This is a genomic window from Pantoea pleuroti, from assembly GCF_014156615.1.
Lineage (GTDB): Bacteria > Pseudomonadota > Gammaproteobacteria > Enterobacterales > Enterobacteriaceae > Pantoea > Pantoea agglomerans.
The window spans coordinates 333,397-357,842 of sequence record NZ_SBFD01000004.1; the positions used below are offsets into that span (position 1 = coordinate 333,397).

At 52.4% G+C, this 24,446-nt stretch carries 29 protein-coding genes; 20 read left to right on the forward strand and 9 right to left on the reverse strand.

From position 1 onward, the window contains the following. Window positions 1-40 precede the first annotated feature (40 nt). From EPG66_RS12370 to EPG66_RS12440, 16 genes are all read left to right on the forward strand, one after another. Entirely contained in the window at window positions 41-259 is a 219-nt protein-coding gene (locus EPG66_RS12370; RefSeq protein ID WP_138919668.1) for a hypothetical protein, read from the forward strand. A 53-nt stretch (window positions 260-312) separates the two neighbouring features. Further along, window positions 313-579 carry a hypothetical protein gene (locus EPG66_RS12375; RefSeq protein WP_010670527.1) on the forward strand — a complete coding sequence of 89 codons (267 nt, stop codon included), beginning with the start codon at window positions 313-315 and terminating at the stop codon, window positions 577-579. A gap of 71 nt (window positions 580-650) precedes the next feature. Next, window positions 651-794 (forward strand): hypothetical protein, encoded by a 144-nt coding sequence (locus EPG66_RS12380; RefSeq protein ID WP_022624506.1) that lies wholly within the window; start codon window positions 651-653, stop codon window positions 792-794. Between the two features lie 35 nt (window positions 795-829). Further along, the gene (locus tag EPG66_RS23260) at window positions 830-1,006 is read left to right on the forward strand and encodes a ParE family toxin-like protein (RefSeq protein ID WP_424108223.1); all 177 of its coding nucleotides are present in this window, start codon (window positions 830-832) and stop codon (window positions 1,004-1,006) included. A 244-nt stretch (window positions 1,007-1,250) separates the two neighbouring features. Beyond that, complete coding sequence (locus EPG66_RS12385; RefSeq protein WP_010670528.1) at window positions 1,251-1,475, forward strand: hypothetical protein; 225 nt, start codon at window positions 1,251-1,253, stop codon at window positions 1,473-1,475. Window positions 1,476-1,604: 129 nt separating this feature from the next. Beyond that, a complete protein-coding gene (locus tag EPG66_RS12390) occupies window positions 1,605-1,814 on the forward strand; it encodes a hypothetical protein (protein WP_182687025.1) in 210 nt (69 codons plus the stop codon). After that, entirely contained in the window at window positions 1,811-2,104 is a 294-nt protein-coding gene (gene gamL, locus EPG66_RS12395; RefSeq protein WP_182687027.1) for a host nuclease inhibitor GamL, read from the forward strand. The genes EPG66_RS12390 and gamL overlap by 4 nt, the downstream gene beginning before the upstream one ends. Then, window positions 2,104-2,907, forward strand: a complete 804-nt coding sequence (locus tag EPG66_RS12400; RefSeq protein WP_182687166.1) for a PD-(D/E)XK nuclease-like domain-containing protein — start codon at window positions 2,104-2,106, stop codon at window positions 2,905-2,907. The genes gamL and EPG66_RS12400 overlap by 1 nt, the downstream gene beginning before the upstream one ends. Before the next feature lie 14 nt (window positions 2,908-2,921). Continuing rightward, window positions 2,922-3,998 carry a RecT family recombinase gene (locus EPG66_RS12405; RefSeq protein ID WP_140029365.1) on the forward strand — a complete coding sequence of 359 codons (1,077 nt, stop codon included), beginning with the start codon at window positions 2,922-2,924 and terminating at the stop codon, window positions 3,996-3,998. Window positions 3,999-4,033: 35 nt separating this feature from the next. Then, window positions 4,034-4,249: an ANR family transcriptional regulator gene (locus EPG66_RS12410; RefSeq protein ID WP_010670533.1), complete on the forward strand. Its 216-nt coding sequence runs from the start codon at window positions 4,034-4,036 to the stop codon at window positions 4,247-4,249. Between the two features lie 175 nt (window positions 4,250-4,424). Beyond that, window positions 4,425-4,733, forward strand: coding sequence for a hypothetical protein (locus EPG66_RS12415; RefSeq protein WP_010670534.1), 309 nt, complete (start codon window positions 4,425-4,427; stop codon window positions 4,731-4,733). 105 nt (window positions 4,734-4,838) lie between these two features. Continuing rightward, entirely contained in the window at window positions 4,839-5,615 is a 777-nt protein-coding gene (locus EPG66_RS12420; protein WP_182687029.1) for a fimbria/pilus periplasmic chaperone, read from the forward strand. Between the two features lie 26 nt (window positions 5,616-5,641). Then, window positions 5,642-8,125 carry a fimbria/pilus outer membrane usher protein gene (locus tag EPG66_RS12425; RefSeq protein WP_182687037.1) on the forward strand — a complete coding sequence of 828 codons (2,484 nt, stop codon included), beginning with the start codon at window positions 5,642-5,644 and terminating at the stop codon, window positions 8,123-8,125. A 38-nt stretch (window positions 8,126-8,163) separates the two neighbouring features. Further along, complete coding sequence (gene afaD / locus EPG66_RS23265; RefSeq protein WP_369074320.1) at window positions 8,164-8,580, forward strand: AfaD family invasin; 417 nt, start codon at window positions 8,164-8,166, stop codon at window positions 8,578-8,580. An 80-nt stretch (window positions 8,581-8,660) separates the two neighbouring features. Then, window positions 8,661-9,155 (forward strand): hypothetical protein, encoded by a 495-nt coding sequence (locus EPG66_RS12435; RefSeq protein WP_010670538.1) that lies wholly within the window; start codon window positions 8,661-8,663, stop codon window positions 9,153-9,155. A 233-nt stretch (window positions 9,156-9,388) separates the two neighbouring features. Further along, window positions 9,389-9,949: a hypothetical protein gene (locus EPG66_RS12440; RefSeq protein ID WP_010670539.1), complete on the forward strand. Its 561-nt coding sequence runs from the start codon at window positions 9,389-9,391 to the stop codon at window positions 9,947-9,949. A gap of 449 nt (window positions 9,950-10,398) precedes the next feature. On the opposite strand, the gene EPG66_RS12445 is transcribed toward EPG66_RS12440, so the two are convergent. Next, the gene (locus EPG66_RS12445; protein ID WP_022624514.1) at window positions 10,399-11,637 is read right to left on the reverse strand and encodes a tyrosine-type recombinase/integrase; all 1,239 of its coding nucleotides are present in this window, start codon (window positions 11,635-11,637) and stop codon (window positions 10,399-10,401) included. 210 nt (window positions 11,638-11,847) lie between these two features. Here EPG66_RS12445 and EPG66_RS12450 point away from each other — a divergent pair, with 210 nt between their 5' ends. Next, window positions 11,848-12,063, forward strand: a complete 216-nt coding sequence (locus EPG66_RS12450; RefSeq protein WP_010246960.1) for a YdgH/BhsA/McbA-like domain containing protein — start codon at window positions 11,848-11,850, stop codon at window positions 12,061-12,063. A gap of 63 nt (window positions 12,064-12,126) precedes the next feature. Here the strand turns inward: EPG66_RS12450 and EPG66_RS12455 are convergent, their stop codons facing one another. The 4 genes from EPG66_RS12455 to pdxR all read right to left on the reverse strand — a co-directional run bounded on the left by EPG66_RS12455 (window position 12,127) and on the right by pdxR (window position 17,284). Continuing rightward, entirely contained in the window at window positions 12,127-13,329 is a 1,203-nt protein-coding gene (locus EPG66_RS12455) for an MFS transporter (protein ID WP_182687039.1), read from the reverse strand. Window positions 13,330-13,495: 166 nt separating this feature from the next. Further along, entirely contained in the window at window positions 13,496-14,236 is a 741-nt protein-coding gene (locus tag EPG66_RS12460; RefSeq protein ID WP_039389726.1) for a nitroreductase family protein, read from the reverse strand. Window positions 14,237-14,319: 83 nt separating this feature from the next. After that, entirely contained in the window at window positions 14,320-15,696 is a 1,377-nt protein-coding gene (locus EPG66_RS12465; protein WP_220495191.1) for a glycoside hydrolase family 10-like protein, read from the reverse strand. A 97-nt stretch (window positions 15,697-15,793) separates the two neighbouring features. Beyond that, window positions 15,794-17,284, reverse strand: a complete 1,491-nt coding sequence (gene pdxR / locus EPG66_RS12470) for a MocR-like pyridoxine biosynthesis transcription factor PdxR (protein WP_182687041.1) — start codon at window positions 17,282-17,284, stop codon at window positions 15,794-15,796. Window positions 17,285-17,394: 110 nt separating this feature from the next. Between pdxR and gabT the strand changes: the two genes are divergently transcribed. Beyond that, window positions 17,395-18,681: a 4-aminobutyrate--2-oxoglutarate transaminase gene (gene gabT / locus EPG66_RS12475; RefSeq protein ID WP_182687043.1), complete on the forward strand. Its 1,287-nt coding sequence runs from the start codon at window positions 17,395-17,397 to the stop codon at window positions 18,679-18,681. 76 nt (window positions 18,682-18,757) lie between these two features. Further along, window positions 18,758-20,173 carry a GABA permease gene (gene gabP / locus EPG66_RS12480; protein WP_182687045.1) on the forward strand — a complete coding sequence of 472 codons (1,416 nt, stop codon included), beginning with the start codon at window positions 18,758-18,760 and terminating at the stop codon, window positions 20,171-20,173. Between the two features lie 314 nt (window positions 20,174-20,487). Here the strand turns inward: gabP and EPG66_RS12485 are convergent, their stop codons facing one another. The 3 genes from EPG66_RS12485 to EPG66_RS12495 form a co-directional block, all read right to left on the reverse strand. Further along, window positions 20,488-20,790 carry a type 1 fimbrial protein gene (locus EPG66_RS12485; protein ID WP_069026834.1) on the reverse strand — a complete coding sequence of 101 codons (303 nt, stop codon included), beginning with the start codon at window positions 20,788-20,790 and terminating at the stop codon, window positions 20,488-20,490. 488 nt (window positions 20,791-21,278) lie between these two features. After that, entirely contained in the window at window positions 21,279-21,698 is a 420-nt protein-coding gene (locus EPG66_RS12490) for a bleomycin resistance protein (RefSeq protein ID WP_031594127.1), read from the reverse strand. A 38-nt stretch (window positions 21,699-21,736) separates the two neighbouring features. Further along, window positions 21,737-22,618 (reverse strand): LysR family transcriptional regulator, encoded by an 882-nt coding sequence (locus EPG66_RS12495; protein WP_031594128.1) that lies wholly within the window; start codon window positions 22,616-22,618, stop codon window positions 21,737-21,739. Between the two features lie 145 nt (window positions 22,619-22,763). Between EPG66_RS12495 and EPG66_RS12500 the strand changes: the two genes are divergently transcribed. After that, window positions 22,764-23,615 (forward strand): Vmh family MBL fold metallo-hydrolase, encoded by an 852-nt coding sequence (locus EPG66_RS12500; RefSeq protein ID WP_163658736.1) that lies wholly within the window; start codon window positions 22,764-22,766, stop codon window positions 23,613-23,615. 90 nt (window positions 23,616-23,705) lie between these two features. On the opposite strand, the gene EPG66_RS12505 is transcribed toward EPG66_RS12500, so the two are convergent. Then, window positions 23,706-24,377, reverse strand: a complete 672-nt coding sequence (locus EPG66_RS12505; RefSeq protein WP_083069864.1) for a hypothetical protein — start codon at window positions 24,375-24,377, stop codon at window positions 23,706-23,708. Window positions 24,378-24,446: the final 69 nt, after the last annotated feature.

Below are 24,446 nucleotides of genomic sequence, written 5' to 3' on the forward strand. Positions count from 1 at the left end.
CATTATGGCGGTTTTTTTACGTCCGGAACCGGAGAACACCATGCATAAAGAAAAACCTTCATGCGTCCTGAATCCAAAAGAAATGCGCCGCCTCGCCCTTGCTCATGTACAGGCGTATGTAAATGCCTGTCACTGTCATTCCCGTCGTGACGTCCTGATGGCACTGGCTCACTGGCACGATGTAGGCGTGAACATGAGCGATTTCATCAAAAATACGCGCCTCATCATTATTGATGAAGATGGCATCCATGAACGCTGAGATGTCATTCGGAAACCCCGCCCGCAAAGGCATTACCTGACCTGGAGGTCATTATGCAACATCGTGAAACTGCAGAAAAAGTCACTGAAACACTGTTGGAAGTGGCGAACAAGCTGGTGGCATCGGTAAGGATGGTTGATGCCAGTGAGAAAGACGGAAAAGTCAGTATGGACGAAGCAGACGCATACCGTAAGGGTGTGATGGGATCACTGGATGAATTGCTTCAGTCAACTCTCACAACCATTTTCGCCACGCACCCTGATTTACGACCAGCATGCAGCTGCGCTTCTTCTGCCTCGGAAGACAACAAACAGCCGTAACTGCCTGCCTGAATACGTCAGAGTAAACCGTCCGCCAGGGCGGTTTTTTTATATCTCAACGGAGACAAAGCATGATTATTCATATCCGGAACGGCAGGTTCATCTTCACCGCCAGTTCTTTAAACCGAAGCCGCCGTTTTGTCTGTTTCAGTGAAGGCATCGCCTGGACGTATGTGCAGAAGCTTGCCGCTGCCTGTGCCGCTGAAATGAGGTAACGGTGATGTCCAAGCCACATGCCCCCGTCAGGATAATGAGGCGTGCTGAGCGCATTATGCGCTTATGGCGTACCGGGCAAATCCGGGCGAGGCGAACCTATCGGGGTCAGTATCTTACGTTAAGGGTTACGCCGCAGTGGAGACTGTTATCGAAAGACAATGGACAGAACTGGGAATTACTCAGTCATGCGGATTACGACAATCAGATTTAGTCCCGATGTTTCAGCCGTAATGACCGGCACGGGGCAAAACAGAGAAAATCGGTCATGGACGCTCAAGAGTCACAGCATCGCCCTGCTGTCCATAAACGCTGGCTCGCAAATGCGGAGACCCGAAGCTTCGCTCCGATCAGAGCGGGCGGCATCCGGGAGAAACCAGGTCCGGGATAACAGCCAGATCAGGCGGGTCACCAACCCCGAAGTTAAACGGTTATTTTCACTTAAAGGAGATTAAAAGATGAAAATTCAGTACATCGCGACCTCAACAGAGGGCACGCTCCATATCAAATCCTGCGTTCTTCGGGCATTTATCCATGAACGTGTTGTCAGGGCGGCTCTCATGGCCGCACCGGATGCCCGGGTGACCCACACTGGTACGTTTGTTATTCATACGCGCATAGCAGGAGACCCGGCACAAATCCTTGCAGCCACCCGCGAGGCCCGTCGTGAAGAAGAAGAGTAAACCAGGTCTGATGACGTCGTGCCCGGTCTTACTGACACCTGAGTAAACACGTCATCCCTGCCCCTCGTCATACTGCCGGGCTTATCAGAACCGGAACAGGTTAACTGACTATTCAAAGGACCATTTCCCATGATGCAACCAGACATCAGGGGCGATGCTGCTTTTGCTCGCCCCTTTAATGCCATCCGCGATATCGAGTTTGCGCCTGAAAACATTGTCAATGGTGCCAGCTTTTCATCGCGCACATCCCCGGCATTGCCACCCCAGCCCCCTCTGCCCGTGATGCAGGTGGTGTTTGACCGTTTTGTCGGCATCTTTCTTCAGGAGGGGAAGCCATGATCACACCGTATGCTTTGCTGGAACGTCACAAAGACCACCTGGATGCCCAGGAGCAGGACGCAATCAGGAAAGAACAGTGGATCGATGACGAAGCCCAGCGCCTGCTGTCCTGTTTTCCTGACCACCTTCACCTGTTCCGTCACTGGAACCTGCATCCTGATGCGATGAAGTGCTGTGCCCATCCTGAAGCCGCTGAGGAATACATCAGCTTTATCACGAATCTGGCCTACCTGCAGGCGGTCCGAAATTACGACCTTCAGGTGCTGCTTGGCTGGGAGGAACCAGCATGATGAAACCGGGTATCTATGAAGGCCTCAGCAATGAGGCCTATCACGCCGGTCCCGGCGTCAGTAAATCGCAGCTCGATGACATTGCGGTTAACCCGGCCATTTACCTCTGGCGCAAACATGCGCCTGTGGATACGGATAAAACAGCCGCACTGGATATGGGAATCGCGCTGCACTGCATGCTGCTTGAGCCTGAACAGTTTGATAAGCGCTTTATTGTGGCTCCTTCTTTTAACCGGCGCACCTCTCAGGGTAAAGCAGACGAAGCAGCATTTCTGAATGAGACACGCATCCGGAACATGACGGTCATGGATGCAGAACAGGGCCGGAAACTTCAGCTTATGAGAGAGAGCGTAATGGCGCATCACGCCGCACGCTTTTTTCTTGAAGCTGAGGGCCACTGCGAATCCTCCCTCTACTGGTCAGATGCAGAGACAGAAGAACTCTGTCGCATCCGGCCAGATAAATATCTGACGAATCGCCCTCTCATCGTCGACGTGAAAAAGGTGAGTGATATGTCGCGCTTTGCCCGCCACATCGAAGCGTTCCGGTACCACGTTCAGGCAGCCATGTACTGCGAGGGCTTTTATCACTGCACTGGCACATATCCGCAGTTCGTTTTTATTGCGGTCAGTGAAGCGATCGACTGTGGCCGTTATCCGGTTCGTGTGTTTGAGCTGCACGACAATGACATGAGCGCGGGATCCGCCCTCTTCCGTCGGGACCTGTGCACATTCCATTCCTGTCGCCTCGGCAATAACTGGGGCGGCATAGAAATAATTAAGCGCCCTGCATGGGCACATTAACAGGAGTAGGCGTTATGCAAAATCAACCGATGATCTCTGCGCCCGACAGCACTGACACAACTGCCACTATTTTCAGCCCCGATGCCCTGGATAAACTGGTGCGCTTTGCAGAAATCATGGCCAGCAGCAGAGTCACTGTCCCGGCGCATCTCGCGGGCAAAGCCGCAGACTGTCTGGCTGTGACCATGCAGGCCCTGCAGTGGCGTATGAATCCGTTTGCCGTCGCCCAAAAAACCTTCACCGTCAACGGTGTTCTGGGATACGAGGCACAGCTGGTGAATGCAGTGATCAACACCATGGCCCCTGCACGGGATCGGCTCCATTACGAATGGTTTGGGCCATGGGAAAATGTTATCGGCAGATTCACCGAGAAAACCTCATCCAAAGGCAATAAATACATCGCACCGGACTGGACACTGCAGGATGAATCCGGATGCGGTGTTCGGGTGTGGGCAACAATGAAGAACGAGCAGGAGCCGCGGGTGCTGGAACTGCTGCTCTCACAGGCACAGGTGCGGAACTCAACACTCTGGGCGAGCGATCCGCGTCAGCAGCTGGCTTATCTCGCTGTTAAACGCTGGGCCCGTCTGCACTGCCCGGACGTCATTCTGGGGGTGTACACACCGGATGAACTGGAAACCTTATCTCCTGCAGAACGCGACGTGACACCGCCAGCTCGTGAAGATTTGAATGCGTTCATCAATCAGTCAGCCAGCCGAGATAACTGTGTTGCGCTGCAAAACCATTCTGTCCCGGACCTGCGAACTGAAGAGATTAAAGCAGAAACGCCCGTACCTGCAGCGCCACCAGCCAGCCCGGTCAGATCGCCTGACCAGCCGGCGAGCGCACCCCCGCCCTCGCCTAAACACTGTCCGGGTAAAGAACAGGAACGCGCTGAGGACAGGAAACGTTCTTCAGAAGAACTTCTCGCTGATTTCTGTGAGGCAGCCATGAAAAGTCAGTCGGTCAGCGCACTCGCCCGCTGCTACGCCTACGCATCAAAGGTACTTAAACCTGTGCCACCGCTGCTGGATAAAGCCACAGATGTGTTTCTGGTCAGGAAAGCCGAGATTGAAGAAGCCAGAGAATAAATGCCATCTGAACCCCGTTAATTCAGGAGTTATCGATGAATCAGAGAAAGACTGACCGCAACCAGCGTTATTACGCCGTCGCCGAGGCGGCTGCATTTGCCGAACGCTGCGAAAAGTTTGATCAGGCGGGAAAACTCTGGCTGCGGGCAATGAAGCTGGCCTTAAGACCGATGAATGCCCAGTGGGCAGAACACCGCAGTCAGTGTTGTATGAGTGCATTACGTAATGGATGGTCTTATATCAGGGATTAACCCAGCAGTGATTATCCAGAGGTACCCTCATCATTATGAATATTATATTCACTTTTCTGACTTCACTGATATGAAAGTGAGTGTTAGTTTCTTTACAGAAGGCGAATAAATATATACATAAAATTAAAACTCCGCGCGCTCCCTGAGTGTAACATTAATTAAGAAGACGCCACCTATGAACACAAGACTGTTAAGCTATATCGACACCTTTTTATACCATTCTTCTACCGAGCCACTGCAGCAACTGGTTTATATCATCGCAAAACTGTGCCTCATTACTGCACCCGCAGCCTGGGTCGTCAAACGCCCGACTGGCAAAGACGACAGACTCTTTACGTCTCAGGAAGAGGCACTGGAGTTTCTGGAAAAGCAAGGCCACAGCGATGACTATGTCGCGCCACTTTTCACAACAGTAAAAGTGGATATGAGTGCAGGAGAAATCCGGCATCTGCTTTTGACGCCATTACCTGATGAAGAAGATTAGTCCCTAATTAAAAGCAGGCAATGGTTATTTTATATCTGCAAATTTAACGAGTCATGATTGTGGCTCGAAATAAAAAACAACACCAGGGCAGTCAGGAACAATTCAATGACCAGAACAACGAATGCCATTATTATTGTGGCGGCTATACTGTGCTCGCTCCAGCTTGCAAGGGGAGAAAGTATGCCGCTGGAAAATGAACTCCAGTCCTTTTCTGTAAAAACCGGCGCAACCCGGATTATATATTCTGCGGGTTCGAATGGTGCATCAATGACCGTGATGAACCCGCAGGCGTATCCGATGCTGGTGCAGTCGGAAGTCATGATGGAAGACCGGAAAACCCGGGCCCCGTTTATTGTCACCCCACCACTGTTCCGTCTGGACGGGCATCAGCAGAGCCGGATAAAGGTTATCGCAACCAGCAGTCACAATAATGACACGAAAGAGTCACTTTACTGGCTTTGCGTAACAGGCATACCCCCTGAGGCGGATGCGGACTGGACGGGTGATGCGTATAGAAAGAAAAAGGCCGGACAGCACGCTACCCTTCTGACGCAACTGCGTATCAAAAGCTGCCTGAAACTGCTTGTACGCCCATCCTCCCTCAGAGGCACACCCGAAGACTTTGCCTCCAGCCTGACGTGGGCAAAACGCGGTAAGACGCTCACGGTCAGTAACCCCACACCCTTTTTCATGAATCTCAGAAGTGTTCAGCTTGGAAAATCGAGTGTGGCCAACCCTGAATATGTTCCTCCGATGGGTAAACGGCAACTGCGCATACCTGCGGATGCGTCAGGTCAGGTGCACTGGCGACTGATTACCGATTATGGCGGAGACAGCAAAGCGTTCACGTCCGACATGAGCACTGATCCTGTTTCTCACTGAGAGTACTCACTGCCAGGATTAAAACGATGACTGTTTACAGACCACTTTTCGTGGCCGGTCTGACGCTGGCTGCGGTTCAGGCAGAAGGCAAAGTCTATACCTTTAACCCGGCTCTCATTGCCGGAAGCAATAAAGAAACAGACCTGATGCTTTTCAGTCAGGGCAGTCAGCTACCGGGCATTTATCCGACTGACATCTACCTGAACAATACACTTATCGACTCCCGGCCAGTCAGTTACATATTAAGGCCGGATAAATATGGTCGTCAGGGACTCGTCCCTCACCTCAGCAGATCCATGCTGTCAGGTTACGGAATACGCATGAAGAGCTTCAAGGTTACTGAGAAGGAAAAACGCTCAGGCTTTTTTGATCTGTCGCAGATACCGGGCGCTCAGGCTGATTTCCACTTTGATGAGCAGTCACTGCATCTGAGTATTCCTCAGGTTTATCTGAAGCCCGGATTTAACGGCATCGCAGCCCGGACTCTTTGGGACGACGGCATACCTGCCTTCATCATGAATTATCGTACCGGGACGAGCCAGAGTGTTACCCGTGGCCCCTCGGGAAGAAAATATCAGTACTCCTGGCTGCAACTGACGCCAGGCGTCAACATCGGTGCCTGGCGGCTTCGCAACGTCACCAGCTGGCAGCAAACACGTGGAACGCCCGGACGCTGGCAGGCCATGACGACTTATCTGGAGCGCGGTATTAATGGCATCAACAGCCGCCTGACGCTGGGTGAGCGTTATACCGCCTCTGAGATTTTTGACAGCGTTCCCTTCAGAGGGGTCATGCTTGCCTCTGACGATCGGATGGTGCCTTCCAGCCAGTATATGTTTACGCCGGTCATACGTGGCGTGGCGAGAACCCAGGCCCGCGTTGAGGTAAAGCAGAACGGCTACACTATTTATAACCAGGTCGTCGCACCGGGTCCGTTCGCCCTGACTGACTTCAATCCCACCGGCGCAGGTGGTGATTTTCAGGTTACGGTATGGGAGGCGGATGGTGTTCCTCAGGTTTTCACTGTTCCTTTCCAGACGCCAGCAATCGCCATTAAAGAGGGCTACCTGCGCTACAGTCTGATGGCCGGGCAGTATCGTTCGTCTGACAGGAGAGTAACAAGAGCGCCGGTCATGGAAGCCACCGCCATGTACGGTCTTCCCTTTGGATTCACGCTTTATGGCGGAATCCAGGCAGCCCGGCACTATCAGTCTTCATCCCTGGGTACCGGGCTGAGCATAGGCAACTGGGGTGCACTCTCTTCAGATGTCACACTCAGCCGCGCACAGCACTCGGGTCATGACCCGGTACACGGTTATTCCTGGCGTATGCGGTACAGCAAAGAGTTTGTCGGGACAAATACTTCGCTGTCACTGGTCAATTTACAGTTCAGCCAGCCGGACTATCTCACACTGGCTGAAACACTGGAGAGCTGGCGGATTGATGGAATGGCGCCAGGCATTCGCAGAAAAAGGAGAAAAAGTCGTACCGGACTATCCATCAGTCAGGGACTGGGTAAATGGGGTTACCTGAACGCAGGTGCTTATCAGGATACCTACTGGAACCGCGGTCTGCGAGAAAGCAGCCTTAACGCGGGATACTCTGTTCCGTTCAGGGATATGACGCTGTCATTAATCTGGTCTGCCAGTCAACGTGCCCGGCACCATCCCAGGGAACAGATGATCAGCCTCTGGCTCTCTGTTCCGCTAAAAAAATGGATGGGTGGCAACACGCGAGCGTCGTACCGGTTCACGCATTCATCGTCCGGCCCTGCCACTCAATCTGCAGGCTTAAGCGGTGATGCGTTTGATCAGCGCCTCAGCTGGAATGTTGATCAGCGTTATACCGCAGGACACGCAGTGCGCCGGAGCAATAGCGACGTATCTCTGGGATGGACCGGAACCTACGGGCACATCTCAGGTAATTACAGCTGTGGCCGGTATTACCAGCAGCGTACCGTTGCAATGGACGGCGGCATTATTGTCCATCGCCACGGGATGACTTTCACACAAACGCTTGGTGATACAAATGCGCTGGTTACAGCCAAAGGCGCTTCAGGCGTAAAAGTTCTGGGCACGCCCGGGATCTTTACAGATTATCGTGGGTATACAGCGCAGCACTGGCTGAATCCTTACCGTGAGAATTCACTTTCATTAGACCCCACAACGTTGCCGGCGGAGGCTGAAATAACCATCACTGACAGGAAAATTGTGCCTACAGCTGGCGCAATTATTCCGGTTAATTTCAAAACCAATATCGGTGCTAAGGCTATTATTGAAATAAGACTTCCTGATGGATCAAAGGCACCTTTTGGATCTGTTGTGCAGGCACTCTCAGCACAACATCCCGAAGGTATTGTTGATAACGAAGGTAAAGTTTACCTGTCAGGTTTATCTGCAAAGGGACAGCTTAATGTAAAAACACGAAGTCAGACGTATAAATGTTTTTTCGTTTTAAGAAAAAATATTGACTCGTATGGTCTGTATTCAGCAGTCGCAAAATGCCAATAAAGGAGTGCATGATGCACAGACTGTTTGCCCAATCATGCATGTCACTGCTTCTGCTACTTAATGCATTTTATAATCAGAGCATAGCTGAAAACTTAGCAATTAAAATCGTACCCGATACAGAATTACACTCAGGAATATTTCCGGATGGTACGACACTGGCCGTGATATATCTATCTGGTATGAATCAAAAGTGTGCTGTAAATGTCTGGAGCCCATCGGCGCAGAATGAGACTACCCCCGGGTCCTATACCCTTTATGACAGACCGGGAGGAAACAGGCCACTGAGAGTCAGGCTGGTCGGAGAAGGCTGGCAGCCTGACATACAATTCGGGACAGGCGTTATGCTTAACGACCCATCAGGTTTCGCCACCCTGAAATTAATAACAAACGGCGAACAGTATATTGAGAGCCATACATGGCCAATTAACATTTCGGTTCAATGCGGAAGGAACTAAAAAACCATCAAACATGAAGTAACTCAAAACGTAATTTCTCAAACGTCCTATTACAGGCATCAACCACAGAGGATTGAAAATTGATTAAATTAAAGACCTTACCCTTAACACTTTCTTTGTTAAGCGCATGCAACATCGCAATAGCTGATAACACACCACAACAAGTCGGCGAGATTTTAACTCAATCGGCAGATTTAGTTTTCAAACAGAACTCGAAACTGAATCTTAAGCTGATACCTGTTCAGGATTTAAAGGCAGGAATAAATGACGAATACAAAATAGTAGCAACATTTGATATCACTTCATCACCACCAGTAAGGATAGGAGTGCGCTGGACACCTGGCGTTGGAGAAGTAAGAGTTCCCATAGTGAAAATCCACGGTAAGAACAATCCAAAAAATATCCTTGAGCTGAACTTTGCTTGGGGTAATTATGATTACGACAACAAAGATGAATGGCATATAACACGTAACCTCGAAGAAAGATTTGGTGGTTCGTTAGTTATTCAAGGAAAACAGCAGGTAGCTGCTGACACTTATACCGTGAGTATGGATGCATCAGCGTTTATTTCTTAACGATAGTTATTCATCAGAAATGAAATGACCAGAAAGAAGGCTAAGCCTATGAATTAACACCCTTAGCCTTCCGCTCGATTTCAACATCCATTGCTCGAGTGAAGATTAGATAATTAAAAAGCATTTTATTATTAACTAAAGTTACTTGCAGCGGGGGAAAACACTTATGAACAATTGGTTTATGTCGCAGCCATTTCATTATGCATTAACAAAACCTAAAGAGAGGTAGCTGAATGAAAAACATCAAAATTATGGCAGTTCTACTTTCTTTAGTTGTAAATCCAACCTTCGGTAATGTTTTTATTTTTCATCCTGGCAAGCATAAAATCAAACCTTCACCAAAACCTGATCATCACGCGTTCATTTCTCCAACAGGCTCCCCTATAACACAATCTGCAGATTTAGTTTTTAAAGAAACCAGTCAGATTGACTTCCAGCTTTTGGCTGAAAACAACCTGAAGGCTGGTAAGAATAATAGTAACACTATCGTGGCGTCTTATTACATCAGAGTAAAAAAACCAACACGGCTGGGTATTCGCTGGACACGTCAGTCTGGACTGACAAATGGCGGCAGGATCGTACTCAGTGGAAAAGAAGACTCTATGCATAAAATTGTCTTGTATCTGCCAACTCTGGCATCAGGTAATTTCCTGGAAATATGGGATAATAAAGGCTGGGCGGTATCACAATATCGTGTGGCAGAGTTAAATGGAACGATAAATTTTTATAAGGACCAGACAGTTCAGGCTGATATATATACTCTGAGCATGGATGCCTCTGCGTTTATATCTTAACAACATATGTAGTCATTTAGATGTGCAGATCTGTATAGAAGCCAGAGCATGATAAAGGCGACAAAAATAAATAATGAAAATCCCGCCTATGCGGGGTTTTTTATTGCCCGAAACTGGATTCAGATGTCAGTTCCTTCTGGCAAATCATCCATGGCGCTGACAACCTGTGGGCCAGCTCATGAGTATGGATGATCGGGCATGTCCGAGGCAAACACCATGACAGAGGTATAGACAGAAATGGTGCATAATCCAAAAATTGATATTCAAACTCTCTTACAGATGCCCTATCTGAATCTGCACGAAGCTGCCATGCTGCTTCGCGTAGCACCGCAAACCATTCGCAAATGGGTATCAGTAAACGGGCGAACTCAGCGCCCCCACAATCCCGCGTTTCCGGTACCGGTACGCCGCAGCCGTCTGACGTTTCGCACCTGCGACATCATGCGCTATCACGAAGAGCGCGCCAACACTGATACTGTCCCATCACCACTAATCCACTCTGTAACACGCGCCCACCATAACGAATAGGCGCGACGCTGTTCCTCGATATACTCATAACGGTCGTACACCTGCCAGACACCTGGCAATTTATGCCCCAGCATTATTTCCGCAATGTGTGGTTCAGTGAGATCCGAAAAATTAGTGCGGGCCGTCCGGCGCAGATCATGCAATGTCCAGTGTTCCATTTCAGTGCTCAAATGGCGGCGCGCTGATTGCCTGATCCTGGGTGGAATATCAATCAGGGATGAGCGGGCCTGGGGAGCGTCACGCTGAATGTTCGCCATTACAAAGCGGCTATGCGGTGACTGGTCGAACAGCTCCTTTAGCATTTTTTCTGCCTCTGGTATGACTGGCCTCAACAGCGGCTTACGTGTGCGTTTGCCCGTTTTGTGATGTGATGGCGGGATGGACCATATTTTCTTTTCAAAATCGAAATGCGACTTTTCTGCGTTGGATAGTTCCCCCACCCGGCAACCAAACAACAGACACAACTTAACCAGCAACTGAAACTTTCTCGCCAGCCTGCTGGCCTCCATTGCGCGGAAAATTGTCACAATTTCGTCAGCAGACAGAACACGTTCGCGCGGTGTCAGCGTGATCCCTAAATCTGCCAGACGCAGATCGGTTAGCGGTGTGATTTTTATCAGCCGCCTGCGCATCGCCCAGTTATGGGCCTGCCTGGCATTGGTTAAAAGACGAATGGTTATAGAGGGTTTTTTACGTGCCAGCGGTTCCAGAACGTTCAGCCACATGTGGATGGGTGCATCCTCATGGGGAACATTACCTAACCAGGGAAAAAGGTGTATTTCGAATGAACGCAGCACATCATGATGTTCAGGTTTATTTTCAACGGCATATTTTTCCAGCCACGTCCTGATTACCCCTTCAACAGTCAGTGCAGAAAAAGCATCATCACGGGCTTTGCGCTTCAGTATGCGAGGATTGCGGTTTTGTTCAAGCTGGCCACGCAACCTGGTAACCTCGTCACGCGCTTCTTTTAAACTGGTAGCCGGGTATGTACCGATATCAACGCGTTCGCCCTTCCCGTTCCAGCGGTAACGGTACTGAAACGTGATCTTACCCAGGCAGGATACGCGGGCAGAAAGCCCGTCACGATCGGTCTTAACCTGAACTTTTTCATATTCTTTGCCCAGCATCGCACGCAGGGCAGCGTCTGATAGCGCCATAAATCTTCTGAAGTGGAAAATTATGTACACCAGTATGTACACAAAAAAGGGGGTAATAAAGGGAAAAATTATGAATGCAGAGGAACATTATAAACAGCTCATAACCGATTTTTTTCTATTATTCCCTGCTGATACAGGGATTCAGGTAAACAGTCGGGAATGAGCAGACACTGTAAGGAATAGTTGCTGGCATATCTCAGGAATATGACCATGAAAAACGTAAAAGCACTTTCAATCGCCGCACTCGCAACTCTTTCTCTGATCTCTTTTGGCAGCTTTGCCGAGAGCGTTTCTGTCACCTCATCCACACTGGATGGCGCAGAATCAAAAATCGCTGCTCAGGCTCAGGAACAGGGCGCGCAGTATAAAATTACGGAAGCGAACACCAACAACCGTGTTCACATGACCGCAGAACTGTATAAATAACGGATGGTCGCAAACGGATTTGCCAGAACAGGCTGCCCCATGGGCAGCCTTTTTTGTATTTGATTAGGCCTGACGGGCGGCTGGGGCGCTACTGGTGCGCCACCATAGAATCAGCGCTGCCAGCGCAATTGCGCCGAGTACCGCAAACGCAGTGCTGTAGGAATAACGTGCGGCGATCATGCCCGTCATGGCGGGACTCAGCGCTGCACCTGCGCCCTGCATCAGCATAATAACGCTTTGCCCGGCGTTAACATGGCCCGTACCCCGCAGCAGGGAGACAATATAGCCTGGCACTGCCACACCGAGAATCCCAGCCGCAATACCATCCAGAACCTGAACCGGAATGACAAAAATCGGCCCGGCAAAGCCGGCGGCGAGAACCGCGCGCAGCGGTAATATCATCAGGGCGACCATGATAAACAGGCGATAGCCGTGCGTATCAACCCGCTTAGACACCCACAGCGCGACCGGGATCATCACCAGTTGGGAAATCACCACCGTTGCCGCCGCGTAAAGGCCCGGACTGACTGCCGCCTGGCCGCCCGCTGAGGCAACGCGCATGCTCAGCATCGGCAGCAGTGCGGCGTTGGCAAGATGAAACAGCAGCAGCGTCACACCGGCGATCATCAGCGCCGGGTTTCGCAACAACATTGATAAGCGCAGCGCTGGCTGACGCTCTTCATGCGGTTCATAACCGCGCGCCACATCGTTATCGATCTCATTTCCGCGAATTGCCAGCGTAGCGAAAGCAGCGAAAATCGCCATTACCGTCATAAGAATGAAAACGGCACCCATGCCCCAGTACCAGGCTGAAAAACCGGCCAGCAATGCAGCAATCGTATTACCGCCATGATTAAACGCCTCGTTGCGTCCCATCTGCTGGTTAAAGCCGCGCTGACCCGTGAGCCCTAAGGTGATCCCCGCCACCGTCGGGCCGATAAACGCCGCAGCCAGGCCGGCTACAACCTGCGAGACCATCGCCGTCCAGGTCTGATTGCTGTACCACAGCAGCAGCGTGGCAACGGTAATCACCAGACAGCCCAGCAGCACAATGATTTTTTTATGACGGGTTGCATCGGCGGCGATCCCTGCCGGTAGCGTGGCAAGTAATCCGGCGATGCCGCCACAGGTCATTACCAGACCGATTTCGTCGGGTCGCCAGTGTCGCTCCGTAAGAAAGATGCCCAGAAATGGCCCCAGGCCGTCGCGGACATCGGCCAGAAAAAAGCTCATTAAACAGAGCGCGTAGAGTGAACGCTGAGACATGTTATTTCCCTGGAAGATAAGTGTTAAAGGCGGTTGCGCTTCGGTTAAAAGGGAAATTATGTGTTACGACGTGGAAAGTCACCTTTCGTTATAGTAACAAAATGAAAAAGGCCACCCGTAAACAGTACGGATGGCCTTATGCTATTCACTCAATAACGAGAGCGAACTATTTATCTGTACCAAAACCCTGCTTCAGCAGTGCTGGCAGTACATCCGGGAAGTAGATGTTTTTATAGTAACCGCTGACGCTTTCGCTCCAGCTCTCACCGTCATTACGGCCAATCGTCTTCCAGTGCTGAACCATCTCATCGTTGTAGGCCGCAATCTGCTGCTCCAGACCCTGCGTCTGGTAAGTCTCATCATGGCGGAACGTCGCCAGAGGCAGACGTGGTTTCTGATGAGCCGGTTCGTCTACGTGACCGATTACCACACCCGCCACCGGGAAGGTCAGCGGCGGCAGTTCCAGCAGTGAAATCATCGCCTGCGGGTCGCGACGGATACCGCCAATTGGCACTATCCCCAGACCTTCCGCACGCGCAGCCGCCATTACCGACCCCAGCGCGATACCGATATCGGTAGAACCCGAAACGATACTCTCAATGCTCTGATGGGCAATCTGCTGTTGATCGACCGCGGCCATCCCCACGGCTGATTTATGCATATCCAGCACAAAGGTAATAAACACCGGTGCTTTGGCAATCCACGGCTGACCGCCAGCAATGGCGGCGATCTGTGCGCGACGTCCGGCATCACGCGTGATCACCACAGAAACCTGCTGCGAGTTTACTGATGTCGGTGCGCGATAAGCGGTACTGATAATCCGATCCAGCACAGCTTCATCGACAGGTTGCTCAGTGAAACTGCGTTCACTTTTGTGACTTGTAAAAATATCAATCAGTTCGCTCATGGTTCCTCCCATATAAAGTGCAAGAATAGCAGCAAGTCACAGGGAAAAACTTAACCGCACTGGTCATGCTGTCGCGGCGTTTCTCAGCCTCCCCAGCGGCTTTTAAGATAGCTTACCGCCTGCTGAGTCTGCGGCTGATTCAGATAGTTCTCTCTGAACAGAATCGTGCCATCGATATTGGGGTTCGATTCATTAAGGTCGAGCTGCTTTTTCAGCTCCGGTACGCCACCCTGCTGTGTCCAGTCAGGCTCAATTTTTGACGGCTCGCCCACTTTATAGAGAGCAAGGCCGATGTAGAGCCGGGTTTTGGTCGGTTTAACGACCTCTGCCCACCAGTTTGCCAGCACGTCGTAACGGGCCGCCTGACGGGAAAAAGGCCAGTAGAGCTGAGGTGCAATGTAATCCAGCAAGCCCTGCTGCACCCAGCGGCGGGTATCGGCAAAAGCTTCATCATACGCCGCCGCTCCGCGGGTATCGGAACCGGCAGGATCATGCGAGAGATTACGCCAGACGCCCGCAGGACTGACACCAAACTCCACCTCCGGCTTCAGTTGTTTGATGGTATGTGACACCTGCTCAATCAATTGCTGAGTATTGTGACGCCGCCAGTCCGCTTTGCTGGCAAATCCCTGACCGTAGCGGCTGAAGGTCTGATTATCGTTGAGCAGCGAACCGGCAGATTCCGCATAGAAGTAGTCATCGAACTGCACACCGTCGATGGGATAGCGCGCCACCACCTCGGCCACAATACTGGTGATCCAGTCACGCGCCTCAGGGATACCCGGATCGAGCACATAGCGATCGCCTGCAGTGCGGATCCAGTCGCGATGCAGCACAAAAACGCTGGCCGGATGCAGTGACAGCGTGCGGTTCAGTTCGCTGACGGTAGACGATTTAGTGTTAACCGACACCCGGTAAGGGTTGAACCAGGCATGGACTTTGATACCGCGCTTATGCGCCTCATCCAGCATAAACTGCAGCGGATCATAGCCCGGATCTTCACCAATTTTTCCTGTCAGCATATCTGACCATGGGAGGATTTTTGAGGGCCAGAGCGCCGTGGCATCTGGCTTCACCTGGAAAAACACCGTGTTGATGCCCAGGCTTTTCAGCTTATCCAGCTTGTCGATCAGCGATTGCTGCTGCTGGCGGATACGCTGCGCCGGACTGGTGCCATTCACCGACGCAACGGGCGGCCAGTCAAGACGCGAAACCGTGGCTAACCAGACGCCCCGCATCGGTTCCTGCGCCTGAGGTTGTGCTGGCTTGCCGGGCGTCGGTAACGGCTGTTTCGTCACAGGCGGAAAAGGAGTGACCAGCGATTTCGGCGGCTCGGATGCGCAACTGACCAGCAACAACGCGGCAGCCAGCGCGGCGCCTCGCTTAATAGCCGCACGGGCCGGTGCAGTAAAGGGATTAAAGGCGATGATAGACTCCGGTATTGTCTGGTCGGGGCGCAAAGAGGAGTATTCTCGGTGACTCTGATTAAATGTCAATGCGTTAGCACTGAGGCGGCAGTAAAACCGCCCTCCTTCAAAATAAGCGCCCCTGAACCCGCTAGCGCTGCGGAGTGAATACCATTCCGGCGGACGCAAGACAGGCTTTGAGAGTGCCAAACGCATCCTGACACTGCCGCTCATTGACGCAGGCGTAACCCAGCAGCAATCCGCGCGCCTCCTGAGGGTGCATATAATATTGCGAAAGTGGCCGTACTTTGACGCCGCGCTTCAGCGCCTCCGCGGCTATCGCCACGTCATCCGCGCCTGCTGGCAGCGGGATCACCAGATGCAGCCCCGCTTCATGATTGAATGCCGGTAAAAAGGCTGGCCCCAGATAGCGCTCGATCAGCCGGCAGAGAAACTGCCGCCGTTGGCGGTAAAGCAGGCGCATCCGGCGGATATGCTCCATGTAATGGCCCAGCCGGATAAACTCCGCCAGCGCACGCTGAATCAGCAGATGTCCGCCGCGATAGAGCTCTGCCGCGGCGATGCGCAACGGCTGTGCCAGCGGTTTCGGCACCACCATGTAGCCAATGCGCAGTGCGGGATAGAGCGTTTTGCTGAACGTTCCCATGTAAATGACCGGCGCATCCGCTTCAAGTCCCTGCAGTGAGGGATGAGGCTGGCCGGAAAAACGAAATTCGCTGTCGTAGTCATCTTCCACAATCCAGCTCTGATGGCGTCGAGCCAGAGAGAGCAATGCCTGACGACGGGCCAGGCTCAGATGCACACCCAGCGGATATTGATGAGAGGGCGTCACAAACACCATCCTGGGTGGCGGGCCGCTATCCGGCACCAGTCCCTGCTCATCCACGGGCATCGCCCGAATCTTCAGGCCATTCATGCGTAGCAGATTGCGTGTTCCCCAGTAGCCTGGCTCCTCCATCCAGACCCGATCGCCAGGATCGCACAACACCCGCGTCACCAGATCAACCGCCTGATGAACCCCTTCGGTGATCAGGATCTGGTCAGCATCGGCCCGCACTGAGCGTGCCACCCGCAGATAATCCACCAGCGCATGGCGCAGATCGGGACAGCCACCGCCGCTGCTGTAGACCAGGCGGTGAACGTCAGGCTCACGATTCAGACGCGCCTGAATCTGACTGAACAGCTTGTGGGGGAATTCGGTCACATCGGGCGCACCGGGGACAAACGCGCCCCACTGGTAAGGCGATGCTGTAGCGTGCCCCAGCAGACTGGCGCCCCGCTTCGACAGCGTCGCCGGTCGTTGCGCCTTCACCGCCTGAAGGTCGGCTATCGCATCACTCTGCAGAGAGTTTTCCGGCAGCGTCTCTGCAATCCAGGTGCCGCTGCCGGTCCGCGCGGTAACATAGCCCTGAGCCATCAGGCTCTCATAAACATGCATAACCGTGTTTCGTGACACACCCAGTTCGCGCGCCAGATCGCGGGTTGGCGGCAAACGGCTTCCGCGCGGAAACACCTCTTCAGCGATCGCGGCCTGCATGCAGTTCAGCAGCCGCTGATGTAATGAGCCAGTTCTTATAAACTGTAACCGCGCTAATAGATGATCTGCGTATAAGAGTCGCAATTGGCTCCACCTTTCCTCTGACAATTGGCTCTGGCAACTCACCACGCCTCAGGCATAAATAAACGTGTTTGTCGGGAATTGTAAACACGCATATTAACGAGGTGGAATAAATGAGCGAAAAAAATAACCTGTTGCAGCAGCGCAAAGCACAGGCTCTCCCCAAAGGTATCGGTACGCTGTGCGACTGGTACGTTGCCCGGGCAGAGAACGCCACCTTATGGGATCAGGAGGGTAATAGCTGGATCGACTTCGCGGGCGGCATCGCGGTACTGAACACCGGCCACCGCCATCCACGCATTGAACAGGCGATTGCCGATCAATTAACAAAGTTTACCCATACGGCTTTTCAGATCACCCCTTACGAAAGCTACATCGCACTGGCCGAGCGTATTAATCAGCGGGTTCCCATCGCCGGTGCGGCGAAAACGGCCTTCTTCACCACCGGGGCGGAAGCGGTAGAGAATGCCGTTAAAGTGGCGCGTGCCTATACCCGCCGTCACGGCATTATCACCTTTGGTAACGCGTTCCATGGCCGCACCTTTATGACCATGGCGATGACCGGAAAAGTGGCGCCCTATAAGCGGGATTTCGGCCCGATGCCGCCGTCAGTCTTCCATGCACGCTATCCCAGTGCGGTTCAGGGGATTAGCATCGAGGCGGCACTGACCAGCTTTGAAGAAATTTTTACGCAGGACATTGCGCCTCATGACGTCGCCGCAATCGTGCTGGAGCCGGTGCAGGGCGAAGGTGGATTCTATGCGGCACCCGCAGAGTTTATGGTGCAGTTGCGGGAGCTGGCTGACCGGCACGGCATTCTGCTGATTGCGGATGAAGTCCAGAGTGGGTTTGCCCGTACCGGCAAACTGTTTGCCATGGAACACTACCCGGTGAAGGCCGATATCATCACTATGGCGAAAAGCCTGGCAGGCGGGATGCCGCTCTCCGCGGTCGCTGGTCGTGCAGAGGTGATGGATGCACCTGCCCCAGGTGGGCTGGGCGGGACCTATGCCGGAAACCCGCTGGCTATCGCCTCGGCCCATGCGGTGCTGGATGTGATTGAAGAGGAGCAGCTCTGCCAGCGCGCCGTTGATCTCGGTGCCCGGCTTGAAGCAGAACTGCAGGAGCAGCAACGCAAACATCCGGACATTGCTGAAGTGCGTGCGCTGGGTTCGATGGTGGCGATGGAGTTCTATCAGGCCAGCACCGCGCAGGCGGTTCAGAAGATGGCAATGGAACAGGGCTTGCTGCTGCTGACCTGCGGAGCCAAAGGCAACGTCATCCGCTTCCTCTACCCGCTCACCATTCCGGATGCCCAGTTCAGCCAGGCGCTGACCATTCTCTCCACGGTGATCGATCACTGTGTCGCACCCGCCGGACATCCCGTCGTCCCGGCCTGATTTCGCTGACGCGTTAACGCAAGTTCATCCCCGTTCGTCCGGCCATCCAGGCCGGACGTCGACAGGAGACGTTTACATGACGATGACTCAGAGTGCGAATGCAGATTCGCTGGCTCAAAACCTGAAACCGCGCCACGTGCGTATGCTCTCAATTGCGGGCGTGATTGGCGCCGGGCTGTTTGTTGGCTCCGGCCATGCTATTTCTGAAGCGGGCCCCGCGGTGTTGATCTCTTATGCCGCCGCCGGTGCGCTGGTGGTCCTGATTATGCGGATGCTGGCCGAGATGGCCGTCGCCTCACCCGATTCAGGCTCTTTCTCAACCTACGCCGATAAAGCGCTGGGACGCTGGGCCGGATTTACCATCGGCTGGCTCTACTGGTGGTTCTGGGTGCTGGTGATCCCGCTGGAAGCCAATGCGGCGGGAACCATTCTTCATGCCTGGTTCCCCGCTGTCGCCATCTGGCAGTTCACGTTTGCTATCACCCTGTTGCTGACCATTACTAATCTGCTCAGCGTGAAAAATTATGGTGAGTTTGAGTTCTGGTTTGCATTGATCAAGGTCGTTGCCATCATCCTGTTCCTGGGTGTGGCAGGTGCGGCAGTGTTTGGTCTGCTGCCTGACAGCAATACCAGCGGTCTGTCGCATCTCTATGACACCCACGGATTTATGCCGAATGGCATCGGCGCGGTCGTGGCTGCCATCCTGACCACCATGTTCTCATTTATGGGCACAGAAATTGTCACGATTGCCGCCGCAGAGTCGAAGAATCCCGGTAAGCAGATTACTCAGGCAACTAACTCCGTCATCTGGCGTATTGCGCTGTTCTATCTGCTGTCGATTTTCTTTGTGGTGGCGCTGGTGCCGTGGAATGCGCCAGGACTGGTTGAACAGGGTTCATGGCAGACGGTGTTACAGGCGATGAACATCCCGCACGCCCGACTGATTGTCGATCTGGTGGTGCTGATGGCGGTGTGCAGTTGTCTTAACTCGGCGCTTTATACCTCTTCGCGCATGCTCTACTCCCTTTCACGCCGCAAAGATGCACCGGCGGCTGCCTCACGCACCAATCGCAGCGGCACGCCGTGGATTGCGGTACTGCTCTCTACCGCGGCTGCATTTCTGGCGGTGATCGCCAATTATCTGGCGCCCAGCGTGGTGTTTGAATTTTTACTGGCCACGTCGGGAGCGATTGCACTGCTGGTCTATCTGGTGATTGCCGCGTCCCACCTGGTGCTGCGTAAAAAGCGCGAGAAAGCGGGTGAAGTCCTGAGTTACCGGATGTGGTTATTTCCTGGCCTGACGTGGGTCACTATCCTGTTTATCGTCACGGTGCTGGTGATCATGTTGTTTGATGCGAAACATCAGGCTGAATTACTGGCAACCGGCGGTTTAATGCTGCTGATTATTACCACCAGCCTGGTGCTGCGTCGTAAAAAGGAGAAGCGGCAGAGCACAAAGTACTTTACTCAGCGCTCTTCTGACTCTTACTGACCTTCACGGAAGCTTTTATAAATGAAACCCACCTTTGAAAACAGAGGTGGGTTTTTTCTGCATATCAACAGATGCAACGTGTGTTAACCCTCAATTATGCAGGGGTTTAATAAGTTGCGCACATTATCTGATGATCAATCCGGCAAACTGAATTCCCCGATGCTGACTTAAAATTTCACAAAAGATACTTTACTGGCTCTTAGTGACTTAATGATAAACCCTGTGTTGGCTATGGGTTTATATCTTTACTTTCTATGTCACCGTTGCTGCTAAGGCATTTCACTGTCGTTCAGAATAAAACTTCAGGAGAAGCGTTAAAGATAGGTAACGTAAAGTATCCCTTTGCTCTTTTCAGGATTTAACCAATGCATTTTTACTTCCAGGGGTAATTTGGTCAGCAGTTCGGGATTCATCAGGTCAGCAGTAGTAACCACAGCCTTACCACTGGCGGGATCATAACAGTCAAATACCACAGGGTTTTTTCCGATATTCATATTACATGAACCATTGGTAATGGCTCCGCTGAAAGTAATAGTGCCTGAGTTTGAATCAGCAACAACAGGCCCGGCCAAAGCTATCAGTAGCGTGCTAGTGCAGACAGATAAAAAAGATTTCATTGTGCGTCCTCCTGAGTATGTATCACCTGTTATCGGCTCACATCCTCAAAGATTAAGTGCTAAGTAAAAGAATAAATGTAAATGTACTGGCGCTTAGCCCAATGAAATCCCTTAAAAACCTTTGTTGAGAATAATCCTAATCCAGCCAGCTAACGAGAGTGTAGACCATCGCTGGATAAATTTTCTTTCTTACATTCTTTTTTTATTATGGCTTTGTAGCAGCAAATCACGGCTGCCTGTGACTTAATGACGCTTTGCAATAGTTAACACGCTATGCACAGCGCCTTCCGTTAGCGGAAAAGGGTCATGATTAATGTGATGGTGGTAAAAAAAAGGTAATTCTTCGCGCTTTAGATGACTTCACTACGCTGCTATTAAAGGCTGCCTTTTATCATGACTGAACAGTCAATATAAAAATATCATGAAGAGAATGTTAATTTTACTTAAGCCATTCTCCTGCTGATTAATATTGCCAATACACGTTCAGCTTATTCCAGATACTGGCTGAAACGCAGCAGATAACCATCGGGGTCCTGCACCAGAAACTCCCGCTGACAGGCGGTGGTCTCACCGGTGTCGTAATAGTTATCCCGTAACGCCCGAAAGAGCGGAACGGCATGCTGCTGCAAACGGGTCAGCACAGCCTGAACATCATCGACCTCAATCTGAAAATTAATACCCCGCCCCAGCGGCCAGCGCAGATCGGCTATGTTCCAGCCCTGCGGATGGAACTGCTCAATCATCAATTGCGCCTCTCCGTAGCAGAGGTAAGCAAAATCAGGCTGCTGGCGCTGAATTCTCACACTGAACCCCAGCACCACGGTGTAAAAATGCAGTGAAGCGGTAAAGTCAGTGACGGTCAGTTCTGGCACCATAGGGTTCCAGTAAAGGGTTTGATTATCACTCATAGTAAGATCTCATTTTTATCGATTACACTCCCCTCTGATCACCGGCTCTTGATTCTGCTTTGCAGTTCATCCAGCATCAACCGCAGTGCGGCAGACTGGTGTTCACGCGACAGGTAAAGCCCCCATATGCCTATGCGTTGTGGCTCATAATCGGGCAGTAATTTTACCAGTTTCCCTGCTTCCAGTGCGTGGCGAGCCTCCTGCTCAGGCACCATCGCTATCCCGCAGTGCGCTATCGCCGCGTCACACAACAGTGAAGAGATACCTGCACTGAAATTTCCTCTCACGGCAACCGCGATTTTCTCCCCGCCAGCCGCCGTGAAATGCCAACTCTGCCCGGCAAAGCGACTGTAGTAGAGGCAGTTATGCTGAGCCAGATCGTCCGGGGTTTCCGGGTTACCCCGCGCCTTAAGATACTCAGGTGAGGCGCAGAGTACCGAGTGACATTCGCCAAGACGGCGTGCGATCGCCCCCGGCTCTGGCGAGTCGGTGATGCGAATAGCGAGATCGATACGCTCACCAATCAGGCTTACTGGTTGATTGTTAATTTCCAGCTCGATGCGCAGTGCCGGATAACGCGTCAGAAAATCGGGGATCACCGGGCCGACAAGATGAAGAGCCGTAAAGTGGGCGCAGGCGATGCGAAGCGTTCCGGCCGGGACGCCCTGGGTGGTTTCCTGCTGGATCGCCTCTGAGAGCAGGGCCAGCTGACGGGTTTTTTGCAGGATCGCCTCACCGGCAGGCGTAAGGGTCAGCTGGCGCGAAGAGCGATGCAGCAGACGCGTTCCCGCCCACTTTTCCATCTCCTCCAGATAACGGCTGACCATCGGTCGGGATATCCCGAGCGATCGTGAGGCGGCACTCAGGCTGCCCAGTTCACATATCCGGTTGAAAACGGCTGCCGCCGTGACTCTGTCCATCCACTCCACCTGTTCGGATCATGAAACTCAGCATCTCTGATTGCGGGAATTCTAACAGATAGCCAGATGCGTAGAATAGCGCCACTGATACTGAACATCGCCCGTTACGCCTGCCTGATCGGGCATTTATCTCTGAGGATCCTCAATGAAAACTAAGCTGTTACCTGTGATGCTGGTGCTGGCCTCGGCCTCCGCCAGCGCAGCCACCCTGCAATTGCAAACCTATAATCCGCAGGAAAAGGGCATCTTTGCCGTCTCCTCAACGCTGGTTAGTGGGCCAACCGAAGCGATTCTGTTTGATGCCCAGTTCAGCACTCAGGACGGTGAAAAACTGGCAGAGATGATTAAAAAGAGTGGAAAAACGCTAAAGGAAATTGTGATCACTTCTGGCGATCCCGATTTCTACTTTGGTCTGGAGCCGATTGTTAAAGCCTGGCCGGACGTGAAGGTGGTTGCTGCGCCTGCGGTGGTGAAGCATATCCAGCAGACGCATGACGCCAAGCTGAAATACTGGGGTCCACAGATGAAGCAGGGCGCGCCGGATAAGGTGTTTGTGCCTGAAGTGACCCATCAGACCCGCTTTAGCGTCGACGGCGAGGTGCTGGAGCTGCGTCATCCGGAGCAATACGCGGCTTATATCTGGATCCCGTCTGCGAGCACCATTCTGGGCGGTACCGCCCTCTCCTCGGGCATTCATGTCTGGACGGCTGACACTCAGACCGTTCAGAGCCGCGCTGAGTGGCGTCATATCCTGACCGAAATGCAGACGCTGAACGCGAAGAATGTGATTCCAGGTCACTATCTTGGTGCCCGTCCGGCCGGTTCACAGGCGGTGGATTTCACCCTGAATTATCTGAAGAGTTTTGAAGCGGCGCTGGCGCAACATAAAACCTCAGCGCAGGTGATTACCGCCATGAAAGCCGCCTGGCCGAAACTGGCAGAACCGGCTTCACTGGAACTCAGCGCCAAAGTCAATACCGGCGAGATGAAGTGGTAAACCCCGCTGAGAGGTCAGCTGACTACCGGGTTTGCAACGTTTAAGCAGACCCGGCTGAAACCATTGACCTGATCTAAAGATGCCCGGGCGCTATCTTTTCGCCAGATAGCGCCTGTCATCGCGTGCCTGCAACCGCGCCTCCGCCGGTGTGGGGAAGATATAGTGAAACAGATCGCGGTAAAAACTCAGATGCTTCAGCAATCCTTCCTGTATGGATTTACTGATGTCTTTGATCAGAAATTCCTGGGTCGTGCTGAAGTTAGTCACGCTAAAAAAGGTTTTGTCATAGACGTTGATCACGCCTTCCCATTTCATCACCTGCTCTTCCGGGGAAGCCCCTTCAGAGGCAACAAATATCCCTTTATGGGATTTCACCCCCTGCTTACTGACATAGGTAGTTAACGCATCATAGCCGCGCTTGTTACGCCAGCGGCAGAATTCGTAGGGCACATCGTAATGGGGCAGCACAAAGTCCGGACTCCGAAAATGTTCATCACCAATTAACCCATCCAGCGTGACCGTGAAATGCAGGAAATCCTGCAGGAAGTCGAACTGGCGGGTTTTAGTCAGTGTGACATTAATGGTGTAGTGACCTGCATGCACATACCAGTAATTGGTAAAGCCGGTGACCAGAATACAGAACGCCTGCCAGTCACTGAGTCTTCGATCCCCCGCCAGCCCCCTGAAACGACTGATCATCATCCGTGATTTGGGATGCTGATACGCTTTCAGCAGCGGATCATTCATACCTTTCAGTAACATCAGGCACACTCCTTGATAGATTGCGCTTATCCTGCCACGCCCTGATCAGGGTGAAAAGTGTCGTTGGTC

What these genes read in the sequence shown, in the direction of transcription:
- gamL (WP_182687027.1), top strand. Translation starts at nt 1,811, where the DNA reads ATGATCACACCGTATGCTTTGCTGGAACGTCACAAAGACCACCTGGAT.
- EPG66_RS12505 (WP_083069864.1), bottom strand. Translation starts at nt 24,377, where the DNA reads ATGTTACTGAAAGGTATGAATGATCCGCTGCTGAAAGCGTATCAGCAT.
- EPG66_RS12405 (WP_140029365.1), top strand. Translation starts at nt 2,922, where the DNA reads ATGCAAAATCAACCGATGATCTCTGCGCCCGACAGCACTGACACAACT.
- afaD (WP_369074320.1), top strand. Translation starts at nt 8,164, where the DNA reads ATGTCACTGCTTCTGCTACTTAATGCATTTTATAATCAGAGCATAGCT.
- gabP (WP_182687045.1), top strand. Translation starts at nt 18,758, where the DNA reads ATGACGATGACTCAGAGTGCGAATGCAGATTCGCTGGCTCAAAACCTG.
- EPG66_RS12485 (WP_069026834.1), bottom strand. Translation starts at nt 20,790, where the DNA reads ATGAAATCTTTTTTATCTGTCTGCACTAGCACGCTACTGATAGCTTTG.
- gabT (WP_182687043.1), top strand. Translation starts at nt 17,395, where the DNA reads ATGAGCGAAAAAAATAACCTGTTGCAGCAGCGCAAAGCACAGGCTCTC.
- EPG66_RS23260 (WP_424108223.1), top strand. Translation starts at nt 830, where the DNA reads ATGAGGCGTGCTGAGCGCATTATGCGCTTATGGCGTACCGGGCAAATC.
- EPG66_RS12455 (WP_182687039.1), bottom strand. Translation starts at nt 13,329, where the DNA reads ATGTCTCAGCGTTCACTCTACGCGCTCTGTTTAATGAGCTTTTTTCTG.
- EPG66_RS12380 (WP_022624506.1), top strand. Translation starts at nt 651, where the DNA reads ATGATTATTCATATCCGGAACGGCAGGTTCATCTTCACCGCCAGTTCT.
- EPG66_RS12400 (WP_182687166.1), top strand. Translation starts at nt 2,104, where the DNA reads ATGAAACCGGGTATCTATGAAGGCCTCAGCAATGAGGCCTATCACGCC.
- EPG66_RS12415 (WP_010670534.1), top strand. Translation starts at nt 4,425, where the DNA reads ATGAACACAAGACTGTTAAGCTATATCGACACCTTTTTATACCATTCT.
- EPG66_RS12495 (WP_031594128.1), bottom strand. Translation starts at nt 22,618, where the DNA reads ATGGACAGAGTCACGGCGGCAGCCGTTTTCAACCGGATATGTGAACTG.
- EPG66_RS12390 (WP_182687025.1), top strand. Translation starts at nt 1,605, where the DNA reads ATGATGCAACCAGACATCAGGGGCGATGCTGCTTTTGCTCGCCCCTTT.
- EPG66_RS12460 (WP_039389726.1), bottom strand. Translation starts at nt 14,236, where the DNA reads ATGAGCGAACTGATTGATATTTTTACAAGTCACAAAAGTGAACGCAGT.
- EPG66_RS12500 (WP_163658736.1), top strand. Translation starts at nt 22,764, where the DNA reads ATGAAAACTAAGCTGTTACCTGTGATGCTGGTGCTGGCCTCGGCCTCC.
- EPG66_RS12450 (WP_010246960.1), top strand. Translation starts at nt 11,848, where the DNA reads ATGAAAAACGTAAAAGCACTTTCAATCGCCGCACTCGCAACTCTTTCT.
- EPG66_RS12440 (WP_010670539.1), top strand. Translation starts at nt 9,389, where the DNA reads ATGAAAAACATCAAAATTATGGCAGTTCTACTTTCTTTAGTTGTAAAT.
- EPG66_RS12490 (WP_031594127.1), bottom strand. Translation starts at nt 21,698, where the DNA reads ATGAGTGATAATCAAACCCTTTACTGGAACCCTATGGTGCCAGAACTG.
- EPG66_RS12410 (WP_010670533.1), top strand. Translation starts at nt 4,034, where the DNA reads ATGAATCAGAGAAAGACTGACCGCAACCAGCGTTATTACGCCGTCGCC.
- EPG66_RS12420 (WP_182687029.1), top strand. Translation starts at nt 4,839, where the DNA reads ATGACCAGAACAACGAATGCCATTATTATTGTGGCGGCTATACTGTGC.
- EPG66_RS12385 (WP_010670528.1), top strand. Translation starts at nt 1,251, where the DNA reads ATGAAAATTCAGTACATCGCGACCTCAACAGAGGGCACGCTCCATATC.
- EPG66_RS12375 (WP_010670527.1), top strand. Translation starts at nt 313, where the DNA reads ATGCAACATCGTGAAACTGCAGAAAAAGTCACTGAAACACTGTTGGAA.
- EPG66_RS12370 (WP_138919668.1), top strand. Translation starts at nt 41, where the DNA reads ATGCATAAAGAAAAACCTTCATGCGTCCTGAATCCAAAAGAAATGCGC.
- EPG66_RS12445 (WP_022624514.1), bottom strand. Translation starts at nt 11,637, where the DNA reads ATGGCGCTATCAGACGCTGCCCTGCGTGCGATGCTGGGCAAAGAATAT.
- EPG66_RS12425 (WP_182687037.1), top strand. Translation starts at nt 5,642, where the DNA reads ATGACTGTTTACAGACCACTTTTCGTGGCCGGTCTGACGCTGGCTGCG.